The organism is Frigoribacterium sp. PvP121 (assembly GCF_017833115.1).
Lineage (GTDB): Bacteria > Actinomycetota > Actinomycetes > Actinomycetales > Microbacteriaceae > Frigoribacterium > Frigoribacterium endophyticum.
In genome coordinates, this window is sequence record NZ_JAFIBR010000001.1 from 280513 (window position 1) to 299089 (window position 18577).

At 73.1% G+C, this 18577-nt stretch carries 18 protein-coding genes; 2 read left to right on the forward strand and 16 right to left on the reverse strand.

All coding sequences use genetic code 11. The annotated features are described in order from the left end of the window. Positions 1-100 precede the first annotated feature (100 nt). On the reverse strand, positions 101-844 hold the full coding sequence (locus JOE43_RS01275) for an SDR family oxidoreductase (RefSeq protein WP_209514071.1): 744 nt from the start codon (positions 842-844) through the stop codon (positions 101-103). Between the two features lie 156 nt (positions 845-1000). Here JOE43_RS01275 and JOE43_RS01280 point away from each other — a divergent pair, with 156 nt between their 5' ends. After that, positions 1001-1849, forward strand: a complete 849-nt coding sequence (locus tag JOE43_RS01280; RefSeq protein WP_209514073.1) for a helix-turn-helix transcriptional regulator — start codon at positions 1001-1003, stop codon at positions 1847-1849. Here the strand turns inward: JOE43_RS01280 and tsaE are convergent. The 5 genes from tsaE to glmS all read right to left on the reverse strand — a co-directional run bounded on the left by tsaE (position 1830) and on the right by glmS (position 7016). Continuing rightward, positions 1830-2345, reverse strand: a complete 516-nt coding sequence (gene tsaE / locus JOE43_RS01285) for a tRNA (adenosine(37)-N6)-threonylcarbamoyltransferase complex ATPase subunit type 1 TsaE (protein ID WP_209518951.1) — start codon at positions 2343-2345, stop codon at positions 1830-1832. The genes JOE43_RS01280 and tsaE overlap by 20 nt on opposite strands. Before the next feature lie 68 nt (positions 2346-2413). Further along, the gene (alr, locus tag JOE43_RS01290) at positions 2414-3601 is read right to left on the reverse strand and encodes an alanine racemase (RefSeq protein WP_209514075.1); all 1188 of its coding nucleotides are present in this window, start codon (positions 3599-3601) and stop codon (positions 2414-2416) included. Next, positions 3598-4695 (reverse strand): alanine racemase, encoded by a 1098-nt coding sequence (alr, locus tag JOE43_RS01295; protein WP_209514078.1) that lies wholly within the window; start codon positions 4693-4695, stop codon positions 3598-3600. The genes alr (JOE43_RS01290) and alr (JOE43_RS01295) overlap by 4 nt, the downstream gene beginning before the upstream one ends. Continuing rightward, positions 4692-5123 carry a holo-ACP synthase gene (locus JOE43_RS01300; protein ID WP_209514080.1) on the reverse strand — a complete coding sequence of 144 codons (432 nt, stop codon included), beginning with the start codon at positions 5121-5123 and terminating at the stop codon, positions 4692-4694. Before JOE43_RS01300 ends, alr (JOE43_RS01295) begins: the two co-directional genes overlap by 4 nt. Positions 5124-5156: 33 nt before the next feature. Next, positions 5157-7016, reverse strand: a complete 1860-nt coding sequence (gene glmS / locus JOE43_RS01305; protein WP_209514082.1) for a glutamine--fructose-6-phosphate transaminase (isomerizing) — start codon at positions 7014-7016, stop codon at positions 5157-5159. 76 nt (positions 7017-7092) lie between these two features. Between glmS and coaA the strand changes: the two genes are divergently transcribed. Next, on the forward strand, positions 7093-8091 hold the full coding sequence (gene coaA / locus JOE43_RS01310; protein ID WP_209514084.1) for a type I pantothenate kinase: 999 nt from the start codon (positions 7093-7095) through the stop codon (positions 8089-8091). Between the two features lie 64 nt (positions 8092-8155). Here coaA and JOE43_RS01315 read toward each other — a convergent pair whose 3' ends face one another. The 10 genes from JOE43_RS01315 to rpsK form a co-directional block, all read right to left on the reverse strand. Then, positions 8156-9193, reverse strand: coding sequence for a YdcF family protein (locus JOE43_RS01315; protein WP_209514086.1), 1038 nt, complete (start codon positions 9191-9193; stop codon positions 8156-8158). Positions 9194-9263: 70 nt separating this feature from the next. Beyond that, positions 9264-10625: a phosphoglucosamine mutase gene (gene glmM, locus JOE43_RS01320; RefSeq protein WP_209514087.1), complete on the reverse strand. Its 1362-nt coding sequence runs from the start codon at positions 10623-10625 to the stop codon at positions 9264-9266. 25 nt (positions 10626-10650) lie between these two features. Next, entirely contained in the window at positions 10651-11136 is a 486-nt protein-coding gene (gene rpsI / locus JOE43_RS01325) for a 30S ribosomal protein S9 (protein WP_082514606.1), read from the reverse strand. Between the two features lie 32 nt (positions 11137-11168). Then, entirely contained in the window at positions 11169-11615 is a 447-nt protein-coding gene (rplM, locus tag JOE43_RS01330; protein ID WP_056057329.1) for a 50S ribosomal protein L13, read from the reverse strand. Positions 11616-11790: 175 nt separating this feature from the next. After that, positions 11791-12273, reverse strand: coding sequence for a GNAT family N-acetyltransferase (locus JOE43_RS01335; RefSeq protein ID WP_167260380.1), 483 nt, complete (start codon positions 12271-12273; stop codon positions 11791-11793). Then, the gene (locus JOE43_RS01340) at positions 12270-13226 is read right to left on the reverse strand and encodes a tRNA pseudouridine(38-40) synthase TruA (protein ID WP_374072582.1); all 957 of its coding nucleotides are present in this window, start codon (positions 13224-13226) and stop codon (positions 12270-12272) included. Before JOE43_RS01340 ends, JOE43_RS01335 begins: the two co-directional genes overlap by 4 nt. A gap of 129 nt (positions 13227-13355) precedes the next feature. Continuing rightward, a complete protein-coding gene (locus tag JOE43_RS01345) occupies positions 13356-16130 on the reverse strand; it encodes an ExeM/NucH family extracellular endonuclease (protein WP_209514089.1) in 2775 nt (924 codons plus the stop codon). A 229-nt stretch (positions 16131-16359) separates the two neighbouring features. Further along, positions 16360-16914, reverse strand: coding sequence for a 50S ribosomal protein L17 (gene rplQ, locus JOE43_RS01350; protein WP_167260384.1), 555 nt, complete (start codon positions 16912-16914; stop codon positions 16360-16362). 50 nt (positions 16915-16964) lie between these two features. After that, a complete protein-coding gene (locus JOE43_RS01355) occupies positions 16965-17957 on the reverse strand; it encodes a DNA-directed RNA polymerase subunit alpha (RefSeq protein ID WP_055799947.1) in 993 nt (330 codons plus the stop codon). A 189-nt stretch (positions 17958-18146) separates the two neighbouring features. Beyond that, positions 18147-18545 (reverse strand): 30S ribosomal protein S11, encoded by a 399-nt coding sequence (rpsK, locus tag JOE43_RS01360; protein ID WP_055799944.1) that lies wholly within the window; start codon positions 18543-18545, stop codon positions 18147-18149. Between the last annotated feature and the right edge of the window lie 32 nt (positions 18546-18577).

Below are 18577 nucleotides of genomic sequence, written 5' to 3' on the forward strand. Positions count from 1 at the left end.
GAGGCGGCCCGCGCCTCCCCGGGGCCCCGCCCGTCGACGACGTCGACGGCCTGCCAGCGCGTCGGACCGCCGGGCACCGGGCCCGGCGGCCCGAGCCGCGTCAGTGCGCGCTGAGCACGCGCAGCACGTCCGCGTGCCGCCCCTCCGCCTCGGCGTCGCGGAGGAAGCGGACGCGGTCGACCAGGACCTCCTCGACGTCGGGCTGCTCGGTGAGGATGCGCATCGTCTCGTCGAGGTACTCGTCGAGCGGCATCGCGGCCGGGTCGTCCGACTGGCCCATCAGCGTCGTCTGCACCGCGGGCGGCACGAGCTCGACGACCTGCAGCGGGGTGTCGGCCCACTGCACGCGGACGCTCTGCGTGAACGAGTGCACGGCCGCCTTCGTCGCCGAGTACGTCGGCGCGGCCGGCAGCGGCACGCTGGCGAGGCCCGACGAGACGGTCACGAGCACGCCGTCGGGCTTCGCGGCGAGGAAGGGGGCGAACGCGGTCGTCGTGCGGATCGTGCCGAGGAGGTTCGTCACCACCGTCGCCTCGGCGGTCTCGAGGTGGGCGGGGTCGCGGAGGTCCTCGGGCAGCATGATGCCGGCCATCGTCACGACGACGTCGAGGTCGGGGTGGTCGCGGGTGACGCTCTCGGCGGCGGCCGCGATCGAGGCGGGGTCGGCGACGTCGACGACGACCGACGACATGCCGGGGTTCGCGGCGACGATCTCGTCGAGCAGGGCGCGGCGGCGACCGCCGACGACGACGGTGTCGCCGCGGGCGTGCAGGCGCTCGGCCAGGCCGCGGCCGATGCCCGAGGTCGCGCCGGTGATCAGGACGGTGTTGCCGGTGGTCTTCACGGTGCCTCCAGGGCGGTGAGGGGGTTCTCGGGGTGACGGGCGCCGTCGGGGCGCCCACGACGACCCTCCTCCGTCGGGGCCGGCGCGGGAAGGGAGCGTCGGTCGGGGGAGCGGCGCTCCCTGGCTGGCGGGCGCCGACCACGGCAGGATGGCGGCATGGACCGCCCCGGGCTCGCCGACTTCCTCCGCCACCGCCGTGAGCACCTGCAGCCCGCCGACGTGGGGCTGCCCGCCGGGGCCCGGCGGCGCACCGCGGGGCTGCGTCGGGAGGAGATCGCGGGGCTCGTCGGCATGTCGACCGACTACTGGTCGCGGCTCGAGCAGCAGCGTGGCCCGCAGCCGAGCGACCAGATGCTCGCCGCCATCGCCCGGGGGCTCCGCCTCGGCCTCGACGAGCGCGACCACCTGTACCGCCTCGCCGGCCAGGCCGTGCCCCGCCGGGCCCGCCACACGCCGCACGTCAGCCCGGGGCTGATGCGGGTGCTCGACCGGCTCGACGACTCCCCCGCCCTGGTCATCACCGAGGCCGGCGAGACCCTCGCCCAGAACCGCCTGGCGACCTCGCTGTTCGGCGACCACACGGCCTGGGCGGGCCTCGACCGCAGCGCCGTCCACCGCTGGTTCGCCCGGCCGGAGGCGCGGCGCCCGTACCCGGAGCGCGAGCAGCCCCGGCAGGCCCGCCTCCAGGTCGCGCAGCTGCGGGTCGCGACCGCGTCGGCCGACCCCGACCCCCTGGCGGTGCGCGTCGTCGAGAGCCTGCTCCGGGTCAGCCCGGAGTTCGCGGAGCTCTGGCGCCTGCAGGAGGTCGTCACCCGCTTCGACGACCACAAGACGCTGTGGCACCCGGAGGTCGGCGAGATCGAGGTCGACTGCCAGGCGCTCTTCACCGAGAACCAGGCCCAGGTGCTGCTCGTGCTCACGCCGCGGGCCGGCACGACGGCGGCGGAGTCGCTCCGCCTGCTCGGGGTGCTCGGCGCGCAGGCCTTCAGCTCGTCGGGAGCGTGACCCCGGCCCAGCGCGGGCCGTGCGCGGTGATCGTGACGCGGCGGGGCTCGTCGTGCACGTCGTCGGCGGGCACCTCGTCGGCTGGCACGTCGTCGGCGTGCGCCTCCTCGGCCCGCGCGTCCTCGACGACCGGCACCGCGCCTCCGGCACCCGTCGGCCGCTCGATCACGACGTCGAGCCACGAGTCTGCGACCCCGTCGAGCAGCCCGGCGCCCCACTCGACGACGACGACCGAGCCCTCGTAGTCGAGGTCGAGGTCGTCGAGCTCGGCGGCGCCGCCGAGGCGGTACGCGTCGACGTGCACGAGGGGCACGCCCGACTCGCTCGGGTGCGTGCGCGCGAGCACGAAGGTGGGGCTGGCGACCTGGCCGCGCACGTGCAGACCCTCGCCGAGCCCGCGGGTCAACGTGGTCTTGCCGGCGCCGAGCGGCCCCGTCAGCACCAGCAGGTCGCCCGCGCCCAGGAGGCCGGCGAGGCGGCGGCCGAGCGACTCCATCGCGTCGGTGTCGGCGACGGGCCCCGCGAAGAGCTCTCGCCCGTCGTCGCCCGGCGTCGTGCCGTCGGTCACGCGCGACCGCCCGTGTACACCCGCTCGACCCGGGCGCCGATGCGGCACGAGACCTCCTCGGGCACGCTGCCCGTCAGGTCGGCCCACTCGCCGATGGTCAGCTCGCCGCGGTCGCCGGGGCCGAAGAGCACGACCTCGTCGCCCACCGCCACGTCGTGGTCGCCGACGTCGACGAGGAACTGGTCCATCGCGACCCGGCCGACGATCGGGTGGCGACGACCGGCGATGGTCACCTCGACGCCGTGCTGGGCCCGGCGGCTGACGCCGTCGGCGTAGCCGATCGGCACGAGGGCGAGGGTCGTGTCGCGCGGCGCTCGCCAGGTGTAGTCGTACGAGACGCCCGTGCCGGCGGGCACACGCTTGACGCGGACCACGCAGGCGCTCACGGTCAGCACGGGGCGGAGGCCCCGGTCGGCGGCCGTCACGCCCTCGGTGACCGGGTTGCCGTAGCCGTTCGAGCCCATGCGCACCATGTCGAAGCGGCGCTCGGGGTGCTCCATGCCCGCCGAGCTCGACGACATGTGGCGCTTCTCGAACGTCGCGCCGAGGGCGGCCGCGTCGTCGAGGGCACGGCGGAAGACGAGGGAGGCGGCGTGGTCGTCGGCCTCGCTGGTCTCCGACACGTGCGAGAAGCAGCCCCGGAGCCGCACGACGCCCTCGTCGCGCAGCTGGACGGCGCGGGTGACGAACGCCGCCCAGTCGGCGGGCAGGCAGCCCTCGCGGTGCAGGCCGGTGTCGATGGTGAGGTGCACCAGGGCCTCGTGGCCGGGGCCCGCGGCCCGGGCGGCGGCGGCGAACGCCTCGAGCTGCTCGAGGGTCGAGACGCCGAGGTCGACGCGCAGCCGCACCGCGGCGTCCCAGTCCTCGTCGGGGCCGAGCTGCCAGGCGAAGTACGAGGCGTCGTCGCCGACGCCCTCGCGGCGCAGGCGGTAGGCCGGCTCGGGCTCGACCGTGCCGAACCAGCGGATCCCCGCCGCGAGCGCCTCGGGCACCATCACGTCGACGCCGAGCGAGTACGCGTCGGCCTTGACGATCGCGAGCACCTCGACCGGGGCCATGCGCTCGATCAGCGAGCTGAGGTTCGCCCGGTAGGCGGCGAGGTCGATCGTCGCGCGGCGCAGGTACCCGGCTGCGGGGCGCGCCGCGACGGGCGCGGTGCCGGTCTCGGGGGCGGTGCCGGTCATGCGTAGCTCCTCGGGAGGCGGGCCGACAGCGACGCGACGACCTCGTAGGTGATGCCGTCGAAGGCCCGGGCCCAGTCCTCCGCGCCCTGGTGCCCGAGGGCGGGGTCGCCGAACAGCACGACCTCGTCGCCCACCTCGACCGGGTCGTCGCCGACGTCGATGACGAGGGCGTTCATCGCGATCCGGCCACGCACGCGGTAGGTGCGCTGCCCGATCGTGACGGAGGCGCGGTCGCTGGCGGCGCGGTCGACGCCGTCGGAGTACCCGACCGGCACGACGGCGATCGTCGTGTCGCGCTCGGGCCGGAAGACGTAGCCGTACGAGACCCCCTCCCCCGCGGGCACCCGCTTGACGCTCGTCACGGGCGCGCGCATCGTCAGGGCCGGGCGCAGCCCGAGATCGGCTGCGCGACGGTCGGGGAAGGGGCTGAGCCCGTAGGCGGCGAGCCCGAACCGCACCATGTCGACGGGGCCCTGGCCCACGTCGGCGAAGTGCAGGGCCGCGGCCGAGGCGGCGACGTGCCGGAGGCGCGGCTCGAGGCCCAGCCCCCCGAGCGTCTCGATCGCGGAGAGGAAGGCGGCGACCTGCGCGCCGTCTTCCTCCGGCGAGGCGTTCGACAGGTGGGTCATCACGCCCTCGACCGGCACGCGGTCGGCGAGGGCCGCGGCGCGGGCGAAGAACTCGGGCCACTCGGCGGCCACGGCGCCGTTGCGGCTCAGGCCGGTGTCGACGCAGAGGTGCACGGCCCGGACCCCGGCCGCCGCGGCCGCCTCGAGCTGCGCGACGTCGGAGACGGCGGGCGTGACGTCGTGCGCGGCGGCACGCTCGAACGTCTCGCCGGGGGCGTGCAGCCAGGCGAGCACCGGGGCCGTGACCCCGGCCTGCCGGAGCTCGACGGCCTCGTCGAGGTCGGCGACGCCGAGCCAGTCGACGCCGGCGTCGACGAAAGCACGGGCGCACTCGACCGCGCCGTGCCCGTAGGCGTTGGCCTTCACCACGGCCATCACGCGCGCCGGGGCCACCGCGGCCCGCAGGGTCGCGACGTTGTGCCGCAGGGCGGCGGTGTCGATGGTCACCCGGATGTCCTGCGTCACGCGTCGGCTCCTGTCTCGGCGGTCTGGGGCGGGCGGGGCTCGTGCTGCGGGGGCTGCGGGTCGGTCTCCGCCACGACGTAGGCCACGGCGACACCCCCGTCGTGGCTCAGCGAGAGGTGGAGGCGCGTGGCGCCCCGCGACTCCGCCAGCGACCGTGCTCCCCCGGTGAGGCGGAGCGAGGGGGCGCCGCTCTCGTCGGAGACGACCACGATGTCGTGCCAGCGCACGCCGGTCGACCCGCCGAGGGCCTTGATCAGCGCCTCCTTGGCGGCGAACCGGGCCGCGAGCGACCGCACCGGTCGAGGGCCGCCGTCGGCGAGCACCCTCTCGGAGTCGCCGAAGAGCCGGGCGGCGAGCGCACCGGTGCGCTCCAGCGAGCGCTCGAAGCGCTCGAGGTCGACGACGTCGACCCCGATGCCGACGATCACGGGCGGGCGCGGGTGCTCATGCGGCCGGGCTCCCTACTCGACCGTGACCGACTTGGCGAGGTTGCGCGGCTGGTCGACGTCGAGGCCCTTGGCCGCGGCGAGCTCCATGCCGAAGACGTGCAGCGGCACGACCGAGAGCAGCGGCTCGAAGAGCGGGGCCGCGAGCGGGATGTGCAGCACCTCGTCGGCGAAGGGCAGCACCGCGGCGTCGCCCTCCTCCGCGATCGCGATGACGCGGGCGCCTCGCGCACGGATCTCCTGGATGTTCGAGACGACCTTGGGGTGCAGCGACCGCGGGTCGCGGGGGCTCGGCACGATCACGAAGACGATCTGACCGGGCTCGATCAGGGCGATCGGCCCGTGCTTGAGCTCGCCGGCGGCGAACCCCTCGGCGTGGATGTACGCGAGCTCCTTGAGCTTGAGCGCGCCCTCGAGGGCGATCGGGTAGCCGACGTGGCGGCCCAGGAACAGGACGGAGCGCGTGTCGGCCATCCAGCGCGCGAGGGTCGCGATGCGCTCGGACGACTCGAGCACCTTGCGGATCTTGTCGGGCACGGCCTGGAGGTCGGTGACCTGCTCGGCGATCTGCTCGGCGGTCAGGGTGCCGCGGAGGGTCGCGAGGTGCAGGCCGAGGAGGAACAGCGCGGTGCCCTGGGCGACGAAGGCCTTCGTCGACGCCACGGCGACCTCCGGGCCGGCGTGCGTGTAGATGACGGCGTCGCTCTCGCGGGGGATGGTGGAGCCCTGCGTGTTGCAGATCGACAGCACCTGCGCGCCCTGCTCGCGGGCGTACTTGACGGCCATCAGCGTGTCCATCGTCTCGCCGGACTGGCTGATCGAGACGACGAGGGTCTTCTCGTCGAGCACCGGGTCGCGGTAGCGGAACTCGTGCGCGAGCTCGACCTCGACGGGCACGCGGGCCCACTGCTCGATGGCGTACTTGCCGAGGATCCCCGCGTAGGCGGCGGTGCCGCAGGCGATCACGATCACGCGGTCGACGGTGAGGAGGCGGTCGCGCACGCCGTCGAGGTCGGTGAGGGTGACGGCGCCGTCGTGCACGCGGCCGAGGAGGGTGTTGGCGACGGCCTCGGGCTCCTCGCTGATCTCCTTCGCCATGAAGCTCGACCAGCCGCCCTTCTCGGCGGCCGAGGCGTCCCAGTCGACCTCGAAGGTGCTGGTCTCGACGGGCGCGCCCTCGAAGTCGACGACGTCGACCGAGTCGGGGCGGATCGTGACGATCTGGTCCTGCCCGATCGACATGGCGCGGCGGGTGTGCGCGACGAAGGCGGCGACGTCGCTGCCGAGGAAGTTCTCGCCCTCGCCGAGCCCCACGACGAGCGGGCTGTTGCGACGGGCGCCGACGACGACCCCGGGCTGGTCGGCGTGCACGACGAGCAGCGTGAAGGCGCCGTCGAGCGTGTTGACGACCACGCGGAGCGCCTCGGTCAGGTCGCCGGAGGCGCGGTAGGCGCGGGCGACGAGGTGGGCCGCGACCTCGGAGTCGGTCTCGCTCGAGAACTCGACGCCCTCGGCGAGCAGCTCGGCCTTGAGGTCGGAGAAGTTCTCGATGATGCCGTTGTGGATGAGCGCGAGGCGCCCGCCGTCGGAGAGGTGCGGGTGCGCGTTCGCGTCGGTCGGGCCGCCGTGGGTGGCCCAGCGGGTGTGCCCGATGCCGGTGGCCCCGTCGGTCAGCGGGTCGGCCTCGAGGTCGTCGACCAGCACCTTCAGCTTGCCGGCGCGCTTGCGCGTGCTCAGCTGGCCCGCCGCGTCGACGACGGCCACGCCGGCCGAGTCGTAGCCGCGGTACTCGAGGCGCTTGAGCCCGCCCAGCAGGACCTCGATGCTCTTCTCGCCGACGCCCGAGGCGCCGACGTAACCCACGATTCCACACATGCGACCGATCCTATGCGGTCCCGTCCGCGCCTCCTGTGCGGTCGCCCCGCGCGCCCGACCGGGTAGCCTCGCCGTCATGGCCGAAGCTCCTCCGTCGACGACGACCCCCGCGCCGGGCCAGGCCGCGCACGCCCCCCACGCCTCCCCCGGCCCGACGCACGCCACCCCGTTCGTCGAGATCGGGCGCGACGCCTGGGCCGACCTGGCCCCCGCGACGCGGCTGCCGCTCACCGAGACCGAGATCGTGCAGCTGCGGGGCCTCGGCGACCGGCTCGACATGCGCGAGGTGCAGGACGTCTACGTGCCGCTCAGCCGCCTGCTCAACCTGTACGCCGCGGGCGCCCGCAACCTGCACCGGGCGACCAGCGACTTCCTCGGCGAGCGCGCCCAGCGCACGCCCTTCGTGATCGGCGTGGCCGGCTCGGTGGCCGTCGGCAAGTCGACCGTCGCGCGCCTGCTGCGCGAGCTGCTCAGCCGCTGGGACGACACCCCCCGCGTGGAGCTCGTCACGACCGACGGCTTCCTCTACCCGAACGCCGAGCTCGAGCGCCGCGGCCTCACCGACCGCAAGGGCTTCCCCGAGTCGTACGACCGCCGGCACCTGCTGCGCTTCGTCTCGCAGGTGAAGAGCGGGGCGGAGGAGGTGCGGGCGCCGTTCTACTCGCACACCAGCTACGACATCATGCCGGGCGCCGAGGTCGTCGTGCGGCGCCCCGACATCCTCATCGTCGAGGGCCTGAACGTGCTCCAGCCGCCGACGCCCGGCCGTCTCGCCCTCAGCGACCTCTTCGACTTCACGATCTACGTCGACGCCCGCACCAGCGACATCGAGTCGTGGTTCGTCGAGAGGTTCCTCGCCCTGCAGAAGGGCGCCTTCACCCAGGAGCGCTCGTTCTTCCACCGCTTCGCGGGCATGGACGAGCCCGAGGCACGCGCCTTCGCGTCCGGGGTGTGGCGGTCGGTGAACGAGCCGAACCTCGTCGAGAACGTGCTGCCGACGCGGTCGCGGGCGACGCTGGTGCTGCGCAAGGCGGCCGACCACGCGGTGAGCTCGGTGCTGCTCCGCAAGATCTGAGCGGGCCTGCGGTGCCGGCACCGCGACTCCCCGGGGGCCGCCGGCCGAGGAGGCGCGGGTCGGCTCACACGGGCAGCAGCGACCAGACGGCGGCCAGGCCGACCAGGGCGATGACGACCCCCACCGCCGCCGCGTTCAGCCGGCGGTGCTCGACCATGATCGCCACGTACTCGCGGAGGAACGCGCTCGGCACGTAGTACGCGGCCGTCGGCGACCCCACGACCTGGGCGTCGCTGCCGATCGAGCGGGCCAGCAGGGCGGCGCGCAGCACGTGGTAGTCGTTCGTCACCACGAGGGTGCTGCCGTCCCGCCCCGCGTCGCGCTGCACCTCCCGCGAGAAGAGAAGGTTCTCGCGGGTGCTCGTCGAGGCGGTCTCGGGCCGGACGTCGGCGGGGTCGGCCCCCTGCGCGAGCAGGTACTCGGCCATCGCGTCGCCCTCGGCGCGCGGCTCGTCGGAGCCCTGGCCGCCCGACGGCACGAGCAGCGGCCTCGCGGCCGTGCTCGGCACGGAGCGGTAGACCGAGAGCGCCTTGTCGAGGCGGCTGCGCAGGAGCGGCGGCACCTCGCCGCGGATCAGGCCGGAGCCGAGCACGACCACCGTCGCGGGCGTGCGCGTGTGGCGGTAGCGGCTGTAGACCAGCGAGTAGAGCCCGAACGCGGCGAAGGTCGCGGCCGCGTACCCCGCGACGAAGACGAGGAGGACGCCCAGGGCGACGAGCACGACCCCGACCGGACCCGGCAGCCGGGCGACGTCGGGCCCGAAGACCAGCGCGGCCGCCGCGACCGGCACGAGCAGGATGGCGACGCCCGCCAGCAGCGAGAGCAGGTTGCCGAGGCTGCGGCCCTCGGAGCGCAGCATGGTGACGCCGTTGCCGAGCAGGAAGAGCGCGAGCACCACGACGAGGAGGCCCGCGACCACGACGCCGAGCAGCACGGCGCTCTGCTGCGCGGGCCCGGTCGCGGCGACCTCGAGCACGCCCGCCACGAACGTGCAGCCGAGGGCCGCGACGAGGAAGACGCCGTTGCGCAGGCGGCGCGCGTCACGGCGCCGGCTGACGACGTAGAGCACGGCGAAGACGACGGCGGGCAGGAGGAGGAGCATCTGCCCATGGTGCCCGACGCGGGCACGGGGGCGGGGACGCCGGGCCTGCGGGAGGCGCGGGTCGGGCCCGCTAGAGCGCCAGTCGCTCGCGGACGACGTCGGCGAGCTCGTGCGCGACGCGGTCGGCGGTCGCCTGGTCGGCGGCCTCCACCATGACGCGCACGACGGGCTCGGTGCCCGACGGGCGGAGCAGCACGCGGCCGGTGTCGCCGAGCTCGGCCTCGAGGGCCGCCACGGCGTCGGCGACGCCCTGGTCGCCGTCGAGGCGCTCGCGGTCGACTCCCCCGACGTTGACGAGGATCTGCGGGAAGACCGTCATCACCCGGGCCAGCTCGGCCAGGCTCTTGCCGGTCTCGGCCATGCGCGCGACGAGCGACAGCCCGGTGAGGATGCCGTCGCCGGTGGTCGCGTGGTCGCTGAAGACGATATGGCCGGACTGCTCGCCGCCCAGCGTGTAGCCGCCGGCGCTCATGTCCTCCAGCACGTAGCGGTCGCCGACGCGGGTCTGGCGAACGGAGATGCCGTGCTGCTCCATGGCGCGGATGAGGCCGAGGTTGCTCATCACCGTCGCGACGAGGGTGTCGTGGGCGAGGCGACCGTGCTCCTTGTGGGCCACGGCGATGATCGCCATGATCTGGTCGCCGTCGACGACCGCGCCGGTCGCGTCCACGGCGAGGCAACGGTCGGCGTCGCCGTCGTGCGCGATGCCGACGTCGGCGCCGTGCTCGAGCACGGCGCGGGCGAGGTTGTCGAGGTGCGTCGAGCCGACGCCGTCGTTGATGTTGACGCCGTCGGGGTCGGCCCCGATCAGGGTGACCTTCGCGCCCGCGTCGGTGAAGACCTCGGGCGAGACGGCGGAGGCGGCGCCGTGGGCGCAGTCGAGCACGACGTGCAGGCCGCCGAGGCGGTGGGGCAGGGCCCCGAGGAGGTGCAGGACGTAGCGGTCCTCGGCGTCGGCGAACCGGCGGATGCGGCCGACGTCGCCCCCGACGGGCATCAGCTGCGGCTCGGCCATGGCGGCCTCGATGCGGTCCTCGACCTCGTCGGGCAGCTTCGTGCCGCCGAACGCGAAGAACTTGATGCCGTTGTCGGGCGCCGGGTTGTGCGAGGCGCTGATCATCACGCCGAAGTCGGCGCCGATGTCGTCGACGAGGAACGCCGCCGCGGGGGTCGGGATGACCCCGGCGTCGAGCACGTCGACGCCGGAGCTGGCCAGGCCCGCGCACACGGCGGCGGTGAGGAACTCCCCCGAGATGCGGGGGTCACGGGCGACCACGGCGACGGGTCGTCGCCCTTCAGCACGACGAGCGTCGGCGTGGTGGCCCTTCGTGAGCACCACCGCGCTCGCCTGGGCGAGGCCCAGGGCGAGCGCGGCGGTCAGCTCACGGTTGGCGAGGCCCCGAACACCGTCGGTACCGAAGAGACGCGACATCGCGAGACCTGCCTGTGGGGTGTGACTAGCGCTTCGAGAACTGCGAGGCCTTGCGGGCCTTCTTGAGACCGGCCTTCTTGCGCTCGATGACGCGGGCGTCACGGGTGAGGAAGCCGGCCTTCTTGAGCGTGGCGCGGTTGTTCTCGCGGTCGATCTCGTTCAGCGTGCGGGCGATGGCGAGGCGCAGGGCGCCCGCCTGGCCGGAGGGGCCGCCGCCGGTGACCTTGACCGTGACGTCGTAGGCGCCGAGGAGGTCGAGCACCTTGAACGGGTCGTTGATCAGCTGCTGGTGCAGCTTGTTGGGGAAGTACTCCTCGAGGGTGCGGCCGTTGACCACGAACGTGCCGGAGCCGGGGACGAGGCGGGCACGGGCGATGGCCTCCTTGCGACGTCCGACGGCGGAGCCGGAGACGTTGAGGACGGCGCGGGGGGTCGCCGAGGCCTCGGGAGCGGAGCTCTCCGTGGTGAAGCTCTCGGGAGCCTGGTCGATGGAATCTGCGATCTGAGCCACTGTGTGGGGGTCCTTAAGTCTGAAGGCGGACGCTACTGAGCGACCTGGTCGAGGGTGTGAACCGTGGGCTGCTGAGCAGCGTGGGGGTGCTCGGCACCCGCGTACACCTTCAGCTTCTTGATCTGGGCACGGCCCAGCGAGTTCTTCGGCAGCATGCCGCGGATCGCCTTCTCGACGGCGCGCGTGGGGTGCTTCTCCACCATCTCGGAGTACGTGGTGGCCGTCAGGCCGCCCGGGTAGCCGGAGTGGCGGTAGTAGAGCTTCTCGGCCAGCTTGGAGCCGGTCAGGGCCACCTTGTCGGCGTTGATGATGATGACGAAGTCGCCCATGTCCATGTGGGGGGCGAAGGTCGGCTTGTGCTTGCCGCGCAGCAGTGCTGCCGCGTGGCTGGCCAGACGGCCGAGGACGACGTCGTTGGCGTCGATGATCAGCCAGTTCGGCTGGACGTCAGCCGGCTTGGGGGAGAAAGTGCGCGTCACAGTAGTGCTGCTTCCTGGTCGAGGTGAGGTGTTCGTGGATCCCGCTCCGTTGCCGTTGTCGCCGAAGAGACGGCGAGAACGAGTCAGGTGGAGGGCTCAACTTCGGGCGCCGCGCGCAGTTGCGCAGACACCAAGGGTCGACCATACCCGACACGCCCGGGGGCGTCAAACGACGTCACGCGCCGCCGAGCACCGCCAGGGCCTGCCCGTCGAGCCGGAACGTGGTCCACTCGTCCATCGACGTCGCGCCGAGCGACCGGTAGAAGCCGATCGAGGGCTCGTTCCAGTCGAGCACGGCCCACTCGACGCGGGCGAGGCCGCGCGCCGTCGCCTCCTGCGCCAGGCGCGTCAGGAGGGCACGCCCGTGGCCGGCGCCCCGGTGCTGCGGCGCGACGTACAGGTCTTCCAGGTGGATGCCGTGGACGCCCTCCCAGGTCGAGAACGTCAGGAACCAGATCGCGAGCCCCGCGAGCTCGCCGGGCTCGTCGCCGTCGACGACGAACGCGAAGACGGCGGGGGCGTCGGCGAAGAGCGCCCGTCGGAGGTCGCCCTCGGTGGTCTTCACCGCCTCCGGCTCCTTCTCGTAGACCGCCAGCTCGACGATCAGGCGCAGCATCTCGGGGACGTCGGAGGGGGTCGCGGGGCGGGGAGCGGTCATCCGTCGAGGCTAGCGGCCGACCGCTTGACCTGGGTGAGCACGACCCGGGCCGCCACCTCGTCGTCGGGCGGGTAGCCGACCTCGACCATGGTCAGCCCCGTGGCGGGGACGACGCGGAACTCGCCGTTGCGCTCGGCCTCGCGGCGGACCCCGACGGCCCGGTGCTCCGGCATCGACCCCTCGCCCACGGCGACGCACGCGCCGACGAGGTTGCGGACGAGGTTGTGGCAGAAGGCGTCCGCCTGCACGGTGGCGACCAGCACGCCGTCGGCCTCGCGCCTCCACGTGAAGTGCTGCAGTTCACGGATCGTCGTCGCGTAGTCGCGATGGCGGCAGTACGCCGCCCAGTCGTGCAGGCCGACCAGGCCCGCGGCCGTCGCGTTCATCAGGTCGAGGTCGAGCAGGTGGTCGTACCAGAGCGTGTGGCGACGACGAGAGGGGTCGCGCTCGGCCCCGCGGTCGGCGATGCGGTACTCGTAGCGGCGCCACAGCGCGCCGAAGCGCGCGTGGAACCCGGGAGGCGCCACCCGCGCCCCGGAGACCACGATCTCGTCGGAGGCGCCCGCCAGCCCGTTCAGCCGGCGCGCGAGGACGGTGGGCGCGTCGAGCGGCGAGCGGTCGACCATGCCCCGGTGCGGCCGCTGCAGCTGGGCGACCTGCTCGGCGGTCAGGTCGAGGTGGACGACCTGGCCGCGGGCGTGGACGCCAGCGTCGGTGCGGCCGGCGACGGTCACGGTGGGCACGTGCTCGTGCCGGCCGAAGAGCACGCGGAGCGCGGCCTCGACCTCGCCCTGGACGGTGCGGCGGCCGGGCTGCTCGCTCCAGCCGGAGAAGTCGGTGCCGTCGTAGGCGACGGTGAGGCGCACCCGCGTCATGCCGGGGGCGAGGTCGGGCACGAGGCCGGAGGCGGGGGCCGGGGCCGGGGCCGGGTCGTCGCTCGTCACGTCGACCATCGTACGAGCCCCCGGGGCGCCGGGCTGCCGCCGTCGCCTGCACGGCAGCTCGCGGCGCACGACGACGGCGGCGGCGGCCGGGGCACGGTCTCCCGTGCCCCGGCCGCCGCCGTGGCCAGCTGGTGCGGGCTACTCCCCCGCGGCCAGGCGACGACGCTGCACGAGCACCGTGCCGCCGGCGGCCATCAGCGCCAGGGCGAGCACCGCCCAGCCGAGGACGCCGTCCGACCCGGTGTAGGCCAGGCCGCCCGGACGCGTCGGGGCGGAGGCGACCGGGGCGCTGCCGGCCGGGGCCGTGCCCGCCCCCGTGCCGGAGCCCGCGCCCGCGCCCGGCGTGACCGGCGTGGCCGGGTCGCTCGGCACCGGGGTCGGCGCGACCACGTCGGCGAGCAGGTCGACGCCGACGACGACGGGGTCGTGGTCGCTGGCGCGGAACTGGTCGAGCTGCAGCAGGTCGCGCACGTTGTAGTTGAAGCGGCTGTACTCGAGCCCGACCGACTCACCCGAGTTGATGTTCCAGATGTCGACGCCCGTGACGGCCTCGAGGGCGGCGGGCGAGGCCAGCACGTGGTCGAGCGAGCCGCTCAGGCCGCTGAACACGTAGCTGTACTCCTCGCCGTCCTCGGTCGAGCCGAGGTCGGTGAAGCCGGCGGTGCGCAGCACCTCGATCGGGTCCTCCTGCGAGTAGGCGTTGAAGTCGCCGAGCAGGAACACCTTGTCGGTGCCGACGGCGGCCTCGCGCTCGGCGGCGAAGGCCACGAGGGCGTTCGCCTGGTTCACGCGGGAGGCGTTCGAGCCGCCCTGGCCGTCGCCCAGGTCGGCGTCGGGGCCCGAGCCGCTGCCCTTCGACTTGAAGTGGTTCGCGATGGCGAGGATGGTCGAGTCGACGTCGCCGCCGACGGGGCGGAACGCCTGGGCCAGGGGCTGACGCGCGTTGCTGAACGCCGCCGAGCCGGTGAGGATGCTCGAGTCGCCGACGCTCTCGACCACGCCGGCCTTGTAGATGAACGCGAGGCGGATGACGTCCTCGTTGGCCGGCAGGGCGGTGGGCGACGGGACGAACTCCCAGACGTCCGACCCGGCGTCGGCGTTGAGGGCGTCGACCAGGATCGACAGGGCCGAGTCGCGGTCCTTGCCGAAACGGGCGGAGTTCTCGATCTCCTCCAGCGAGACGACGTCGGCGCCGAGGGCGTTGATCGCCGTGACGATCTTGGCCTGCTGCCGCTGCAGGTCGTCCTGGTTCGCCGCGCCGCGGGCGTCGCAGCCGCTGTTGACGGTGACGGGGTCGCCGGCACGGTCGCGGTAGTAGGTGCAGCCGGTCAGCGAGTCGCCGGTGGTCGGGAAGTAGTTCAGCACGTTGAAGCTGGCGAGCCTGACGTCGCCGCCGACCTCACGGGGAGCGTCGGTGCGGACGTTCTCGAAGGTGACGGGCAGGTCGGCGTACGCGACGTCGCCCGTGACGCGGCTGGTGGGCTGGTACTTCCAGGCCGAGTTGCGGAAGTCGAGGACCACCGGCTCGGTGAAGGCCACCGAGGCACCGACCGTGACCGGGTTCTCGTTCGACAGGTACGGCACCGGGATCGACTGGTTAGCCGCGGTGAGGAAGTTCGTGGTGGCACCGTCGTCGAGCGTCACGGCCCGAGCGGCGTTGTCGGCGATGGTCGCCGTGTACTCCGCGCTGCCGGGGCGGGCGACCTCGGTCGGCTGGATCAGCGGGGTGCTGCCCGACGCGAGCTTCACCTCGCCGTACTGGTTCGTCGTGTAGGTGTCCGCGACCGTGAACTCGCCCTGCGGCAGCAGGAGCATGCTCTCGAGCGACTCGCGCTGCGCGTCCGTGGCGGGGAACCCGACCGTGGCCGGCGCCGGGGCGACGACGGTGGAGGCGTCCAGCTGCGTGACCTGGTCGGTGCCGTCGACCGTCAGCTCGGTCAGCCCGAAGAACTCGGTGACCTCACCCACGAGCTCGACGTAGTCGCCGACCTCCACCGAGGAGGCGGTGGCCGAGGAGTACACGAAGACCGCGTCCGACGAGAGGTGCGTCGAGAGGTCCAGCGCGCCTCCGGTGCCCGGGGTCTGGACGACGTAGCCGTCCAGGCCGCCGGTCGGGTACGTCGCCGTGACGACGCCGCGGGTGGTGACGGTGCGGCCCGCGTAGGGGCTCGTGTCGGTGGCGCCCTGCAGCTGCGCCACGGTGACGTCCGCCTCCGACACCGGCGGGGTCGGCGGCACGGGCGGAGTGGGCGTCGTGCCGGTGCTGGCGGCGTTCTGCGGCGTGATCTGGCCCTGCTGGACGAAGTCGGCCGCGTTGACGTCGGTGTCGGAGAACGCCGTCCGGACGTACGAGGTCGGGACGGGGTTGGCCGAGCCCACCTCCGCCGCCGTCGTCTCGAACGTGTTCGACGTCCCGTAGCCGAGAGCGTCGACGACGCCGGGCGTCGCGGTGGAGATCGACCCCGCCGGGAGGGCCAGGGCGGTCGTCGTGCTCGCCAGCACGAGGGTGCCGCTGGCACCGCCGGGGTTCACGGTCGTGACGACGTCGGGCGTCGGCAGCGGCGCGCCCGTGGTCCCGTTGGACGACATCTGCACGAGCAGGTAGCCGCCGGGCGCGATCGACCCGCTCAGGGCTCCCACGCCGGTGAACGTGCCGCTCGACGTCGCCGAGCGGTACTGGATCGACCAGCCCGCGACGGAGACGGAGGCGGTGGTCGGGTTGTAGAGCTCGACGAACTTGTTCGCGAACGGAGCGTTCGCGCTGCCGCCCTTCAGGTAGGCCTCGTTGATGACGACGCCGGTGCCGCCGGGGGCGGCGGAGGCGGCGACGGGCACGAGCGGAGCGAGGCAGAGGGCGAGGCCGGCCGCGAGGGCGGCGGCCGTGACCGGGGTGTGGCGGGAGCGCGGGGACATGTGTTCCTTCAGCTGGCGGGAGGTGACCCACCGACGCTACGGTCCACAGCCTCCTCCAGGGTTTCTGCCGTGTGACGCGTAGGTGAACGACACCTGTTCGGGGGACGCGCCGGTCCGCCGAAGGACCCACACCCTCGCGATCGACGACGGGCGTCGCCCGCGGGCGGACGACGGAGGGCCCGTCACCTCGCGGTGACGGGCCCTCCGGGCGGTGCGGTGGAGCTCGCTGCTACTTGTCGTCCGACTTCGCGGCGGCGTCGGCCTCGACCTCGGCGGCGGGGGCCGTCTCGGTCTCGGACTCGACCGGAGCCGACTCCTCGACGGTCTCGGGCTCCTCGACGGGCGCCTCCTCGACGACGGGCTCCTCGACGGGCGCGGCGGCAGCGGCCGTCGTGCTCTTCGACGACTTGACCTTCGGGGTCACGGGCTCGAGGACGAGCTCCATCGACACCATCGACGCGTTGTCGCCCTTGCGGAAGCCGAGCTTCGTGATGCGGGTGTAGCCGCCCTCACGCTGGTCGACCAGGGGAGCGATCTCCGTGAAGAGGATGTGCGCGGCGTCCTTGTTGTTGCGCAGGGTCTGCATGACGCGACGACGCGAGTGCAGGTCTCCGCGCTTGGCGAAGGTCACCAGGCGCTCGGCGACGGGACGGAGGCGCTTGGCCCGCGTCTCGGTCGTCTTGATGCTCTTGTGCTCGAAGAGCGAGGCCGCGAGGTTGGCGAGCATGAGGCGCTCGTGCGCCGGTCCGCCTCCGAGACGGGGACCCTTGGTGGGCTTGGGCATGATTGATGGTTCCTAGCTGTCGAAGATGATCAGGGCGGGAGGGACGAGACCTAGTTGGTCTCTTCCTCGTCGTAGCCGCTGTAGAAGTGGGCTCCGTCGAACCCGGGGACCGTGTCCTTGAGCGAGAGGCCGAGCTCCACGAGCTTGTCCTTCACCTCGTCGACCGACTTCTGACCGAAGTTGCGGATGTTCATGAGCTGCGTCTCGGAGAGGGCGACGAGCTCGGACACCGTGTTGATGCCCTCGCGCTTCAGGCAGTTGTAGCTGCGCACCGAGAGATCGAGGTCCTCGATCGGGGTCTGCAGCTCGCTGGAGAGGACGGCGTCGACCGGCGCGGGGCCGATCTCGATGCCCTCGGCGGCGGTGTTGAGCTCGCGAGCCAGGCCGAACAGCTCGGTCAGCGTGCGACCGGCCGACGCGATGGCGTCGCGGGGCGAGATCGCGGGCTTGGTCTCGACGTCGACCACGAGGCGGTCGAAGTCGGTGCGCTCACCGGCACGGGTGGCCTCGACGCGGTACGTGACCTTGAGCACGGGCGAGTAGATCGAGTCGATCGGGATCTGACCGGCCTCGCTGAACTCGGAGCGGTTCTGCACGGCCGACACGTAGCCGCGGCCACGCTCGATCGTGAGCTCGAGCTCGAACTTCGCCTTGTCGTTGAGCGTCGCGATGACGAGCTCGGGGTTGTGGATCTCCACGCCGGCGGGGGCCGAGATGTCGGCCGCCGTGACCTGACCGGCACCCTGCTTGCGCAGGTACGCCGTGATGGGCTCGTCGTGCTCGCTCGAGACGACGAGCTGCTTGATGTTCAGGATGACCTCGGTGACGTCTTCCTTGACACCGGGGACCGTCGTGAACTCGTGCAGCACCCCGTCGATGCGGATGCTGGTGACAGCGGCTCCGGGGATCGACGAGAGCAGGGTGCGACGCAGCGAGTTGCCGAGGGTGTAGCCGAAGCCGGGCTCGAGGGGCTCGATGACGAACCGCGAGCGGAACTCCGAGATGTTCTCCTCGGTGAGGGTGGGGCGCTGTGCAATGAGCACTGGTGGATTCCTTTCGGCGAAGAGTCCGCTATATGACTCTTGGCGGTACGACAGGTGGCTGGCCCGTCGGGTCTGTTGAGTTGTGGGGGCTCCCGGCGAGGGAGCCGGAGGCGCGGTGAACGCGGGTGAGCCCGCCGCGCCTCCGAGCCCTGCGAGCAGGGCGGGGAGGCGCGACGGGCATCGACTCAGTTAGACGCGACGACGCTTCGGCGGGCGGCAGCCGTTGTGCGCCTGAGGGGTGACGTCGTTGATCGACCCGACCTCCAGGCCGGCGGCCTGGAGCGAGCGGATCGCCGTCTCGCGGCCGGAACCCGGCCCCTTGACGAAGACGTCGACCTTCTTGACGCCGTGCTCCTGCGCCTGGCGGGCGGCCGACTCGGCGGCCAGCTGTGCGGCGAAGGGCGTCGACTTGCGCGAGCCCTTGAAGCCGACGGCTCCCGAGGAGGCCCAGCTCAGCACGGCACCCGAGGGGTCCGTGATCGACACGATCGTGTTGTTGAACGTGCTCTTGATGTGGGCCTGGCCCACGGCGACGTTCTTCTTCTCTTTGCGGCGGGGCTTACGCGCGGCCGACTTCGGTGCTGCCAATTTTTTCTCCTACAACCTAGAGGCGAGTACGG

Excerpts from the sequence above, each read along its gene's own strand:
- JOE43_RS01335 (WP_167260380.1), bottom strand. The coding sequence starts at position 12,273 with ATGACCGCTCCCCGCCCCGCGACCCCCTCCGACGTCCCCGAGATGCTG.
- rplQ (WP_167260384.1), bottom strand. The coding sequence starts at position 16,914 with ATGCCCAAGCCCACCAAGGGTCCCCGTCTCGGAGGCGGACCGGCGCAC.
- tsaE (WP_209518951.1), bottom strand. The coding sequence starts at position 2,345 with ATGGAGTCGCTCGGCCGCCGCCTCGCCGGCCTCCTGGGCGCGGGCGAC.
- JOE43_RS01315 (WP_209514086.1), bottom strand. The coding sequence starts at position 9,193 with ATGCTCCTCCTCCTGCCCGCCGTCGTCTTCGCCGTGCTCTACGTCGTC.
- glmS (WP_209514082.1), bottom strand. The coding sequence starts at position 7,016 with ATGTGTGGAATCGTGGGTTACGTCGGCGCCTCGGGCGTCGGCGAGAAG.
- glmM (WP_209514087.1), bottom strand. The coding sequence starts at position 10,625 with ATGTCGCGTCTCTTCGGTACCGACGGTGTTCGGGGCCTCGCCAACCGT.
- JOE43_RS01280 (WP_209514073.1), top strand. The coding sequence starts at position 1,001 with ATGGACCGCCCCGGGCTCGCCGACTTCCTCCGCCACCGCCGTGAGCAC.
- JOE43_RS01345 (WP_209514089.1), bottom strand. The coding sequence starts at position 16,130 with ATGTCCCCGCGCTCCCGCCACACCCCGGTCACGGCCGCCGCCCTCGCG.
- coaA (WP_209514084.1), top strand. The coding sequence starts at position 7,093 with ATGGCCGAAGCTCCTCCGTCGACGACGACCCCCGCGCCGGGCCAGGCC.
- JOE43_RS01340 (WP_374072582.1), bottom strand. The coding sequence starts at position 13,226 with ATGGTCGACGTGACGAGCGACGACCCGGCCCCGGCCCCGGCCCCCGCC.
- alr (WP_209514075.1), bottom strand. The coding sequence starts at position 3,601 with ATGACCGGCACCGCCCCCGAGACCGGCACCGCGCCCGTCGCGGCGCGC.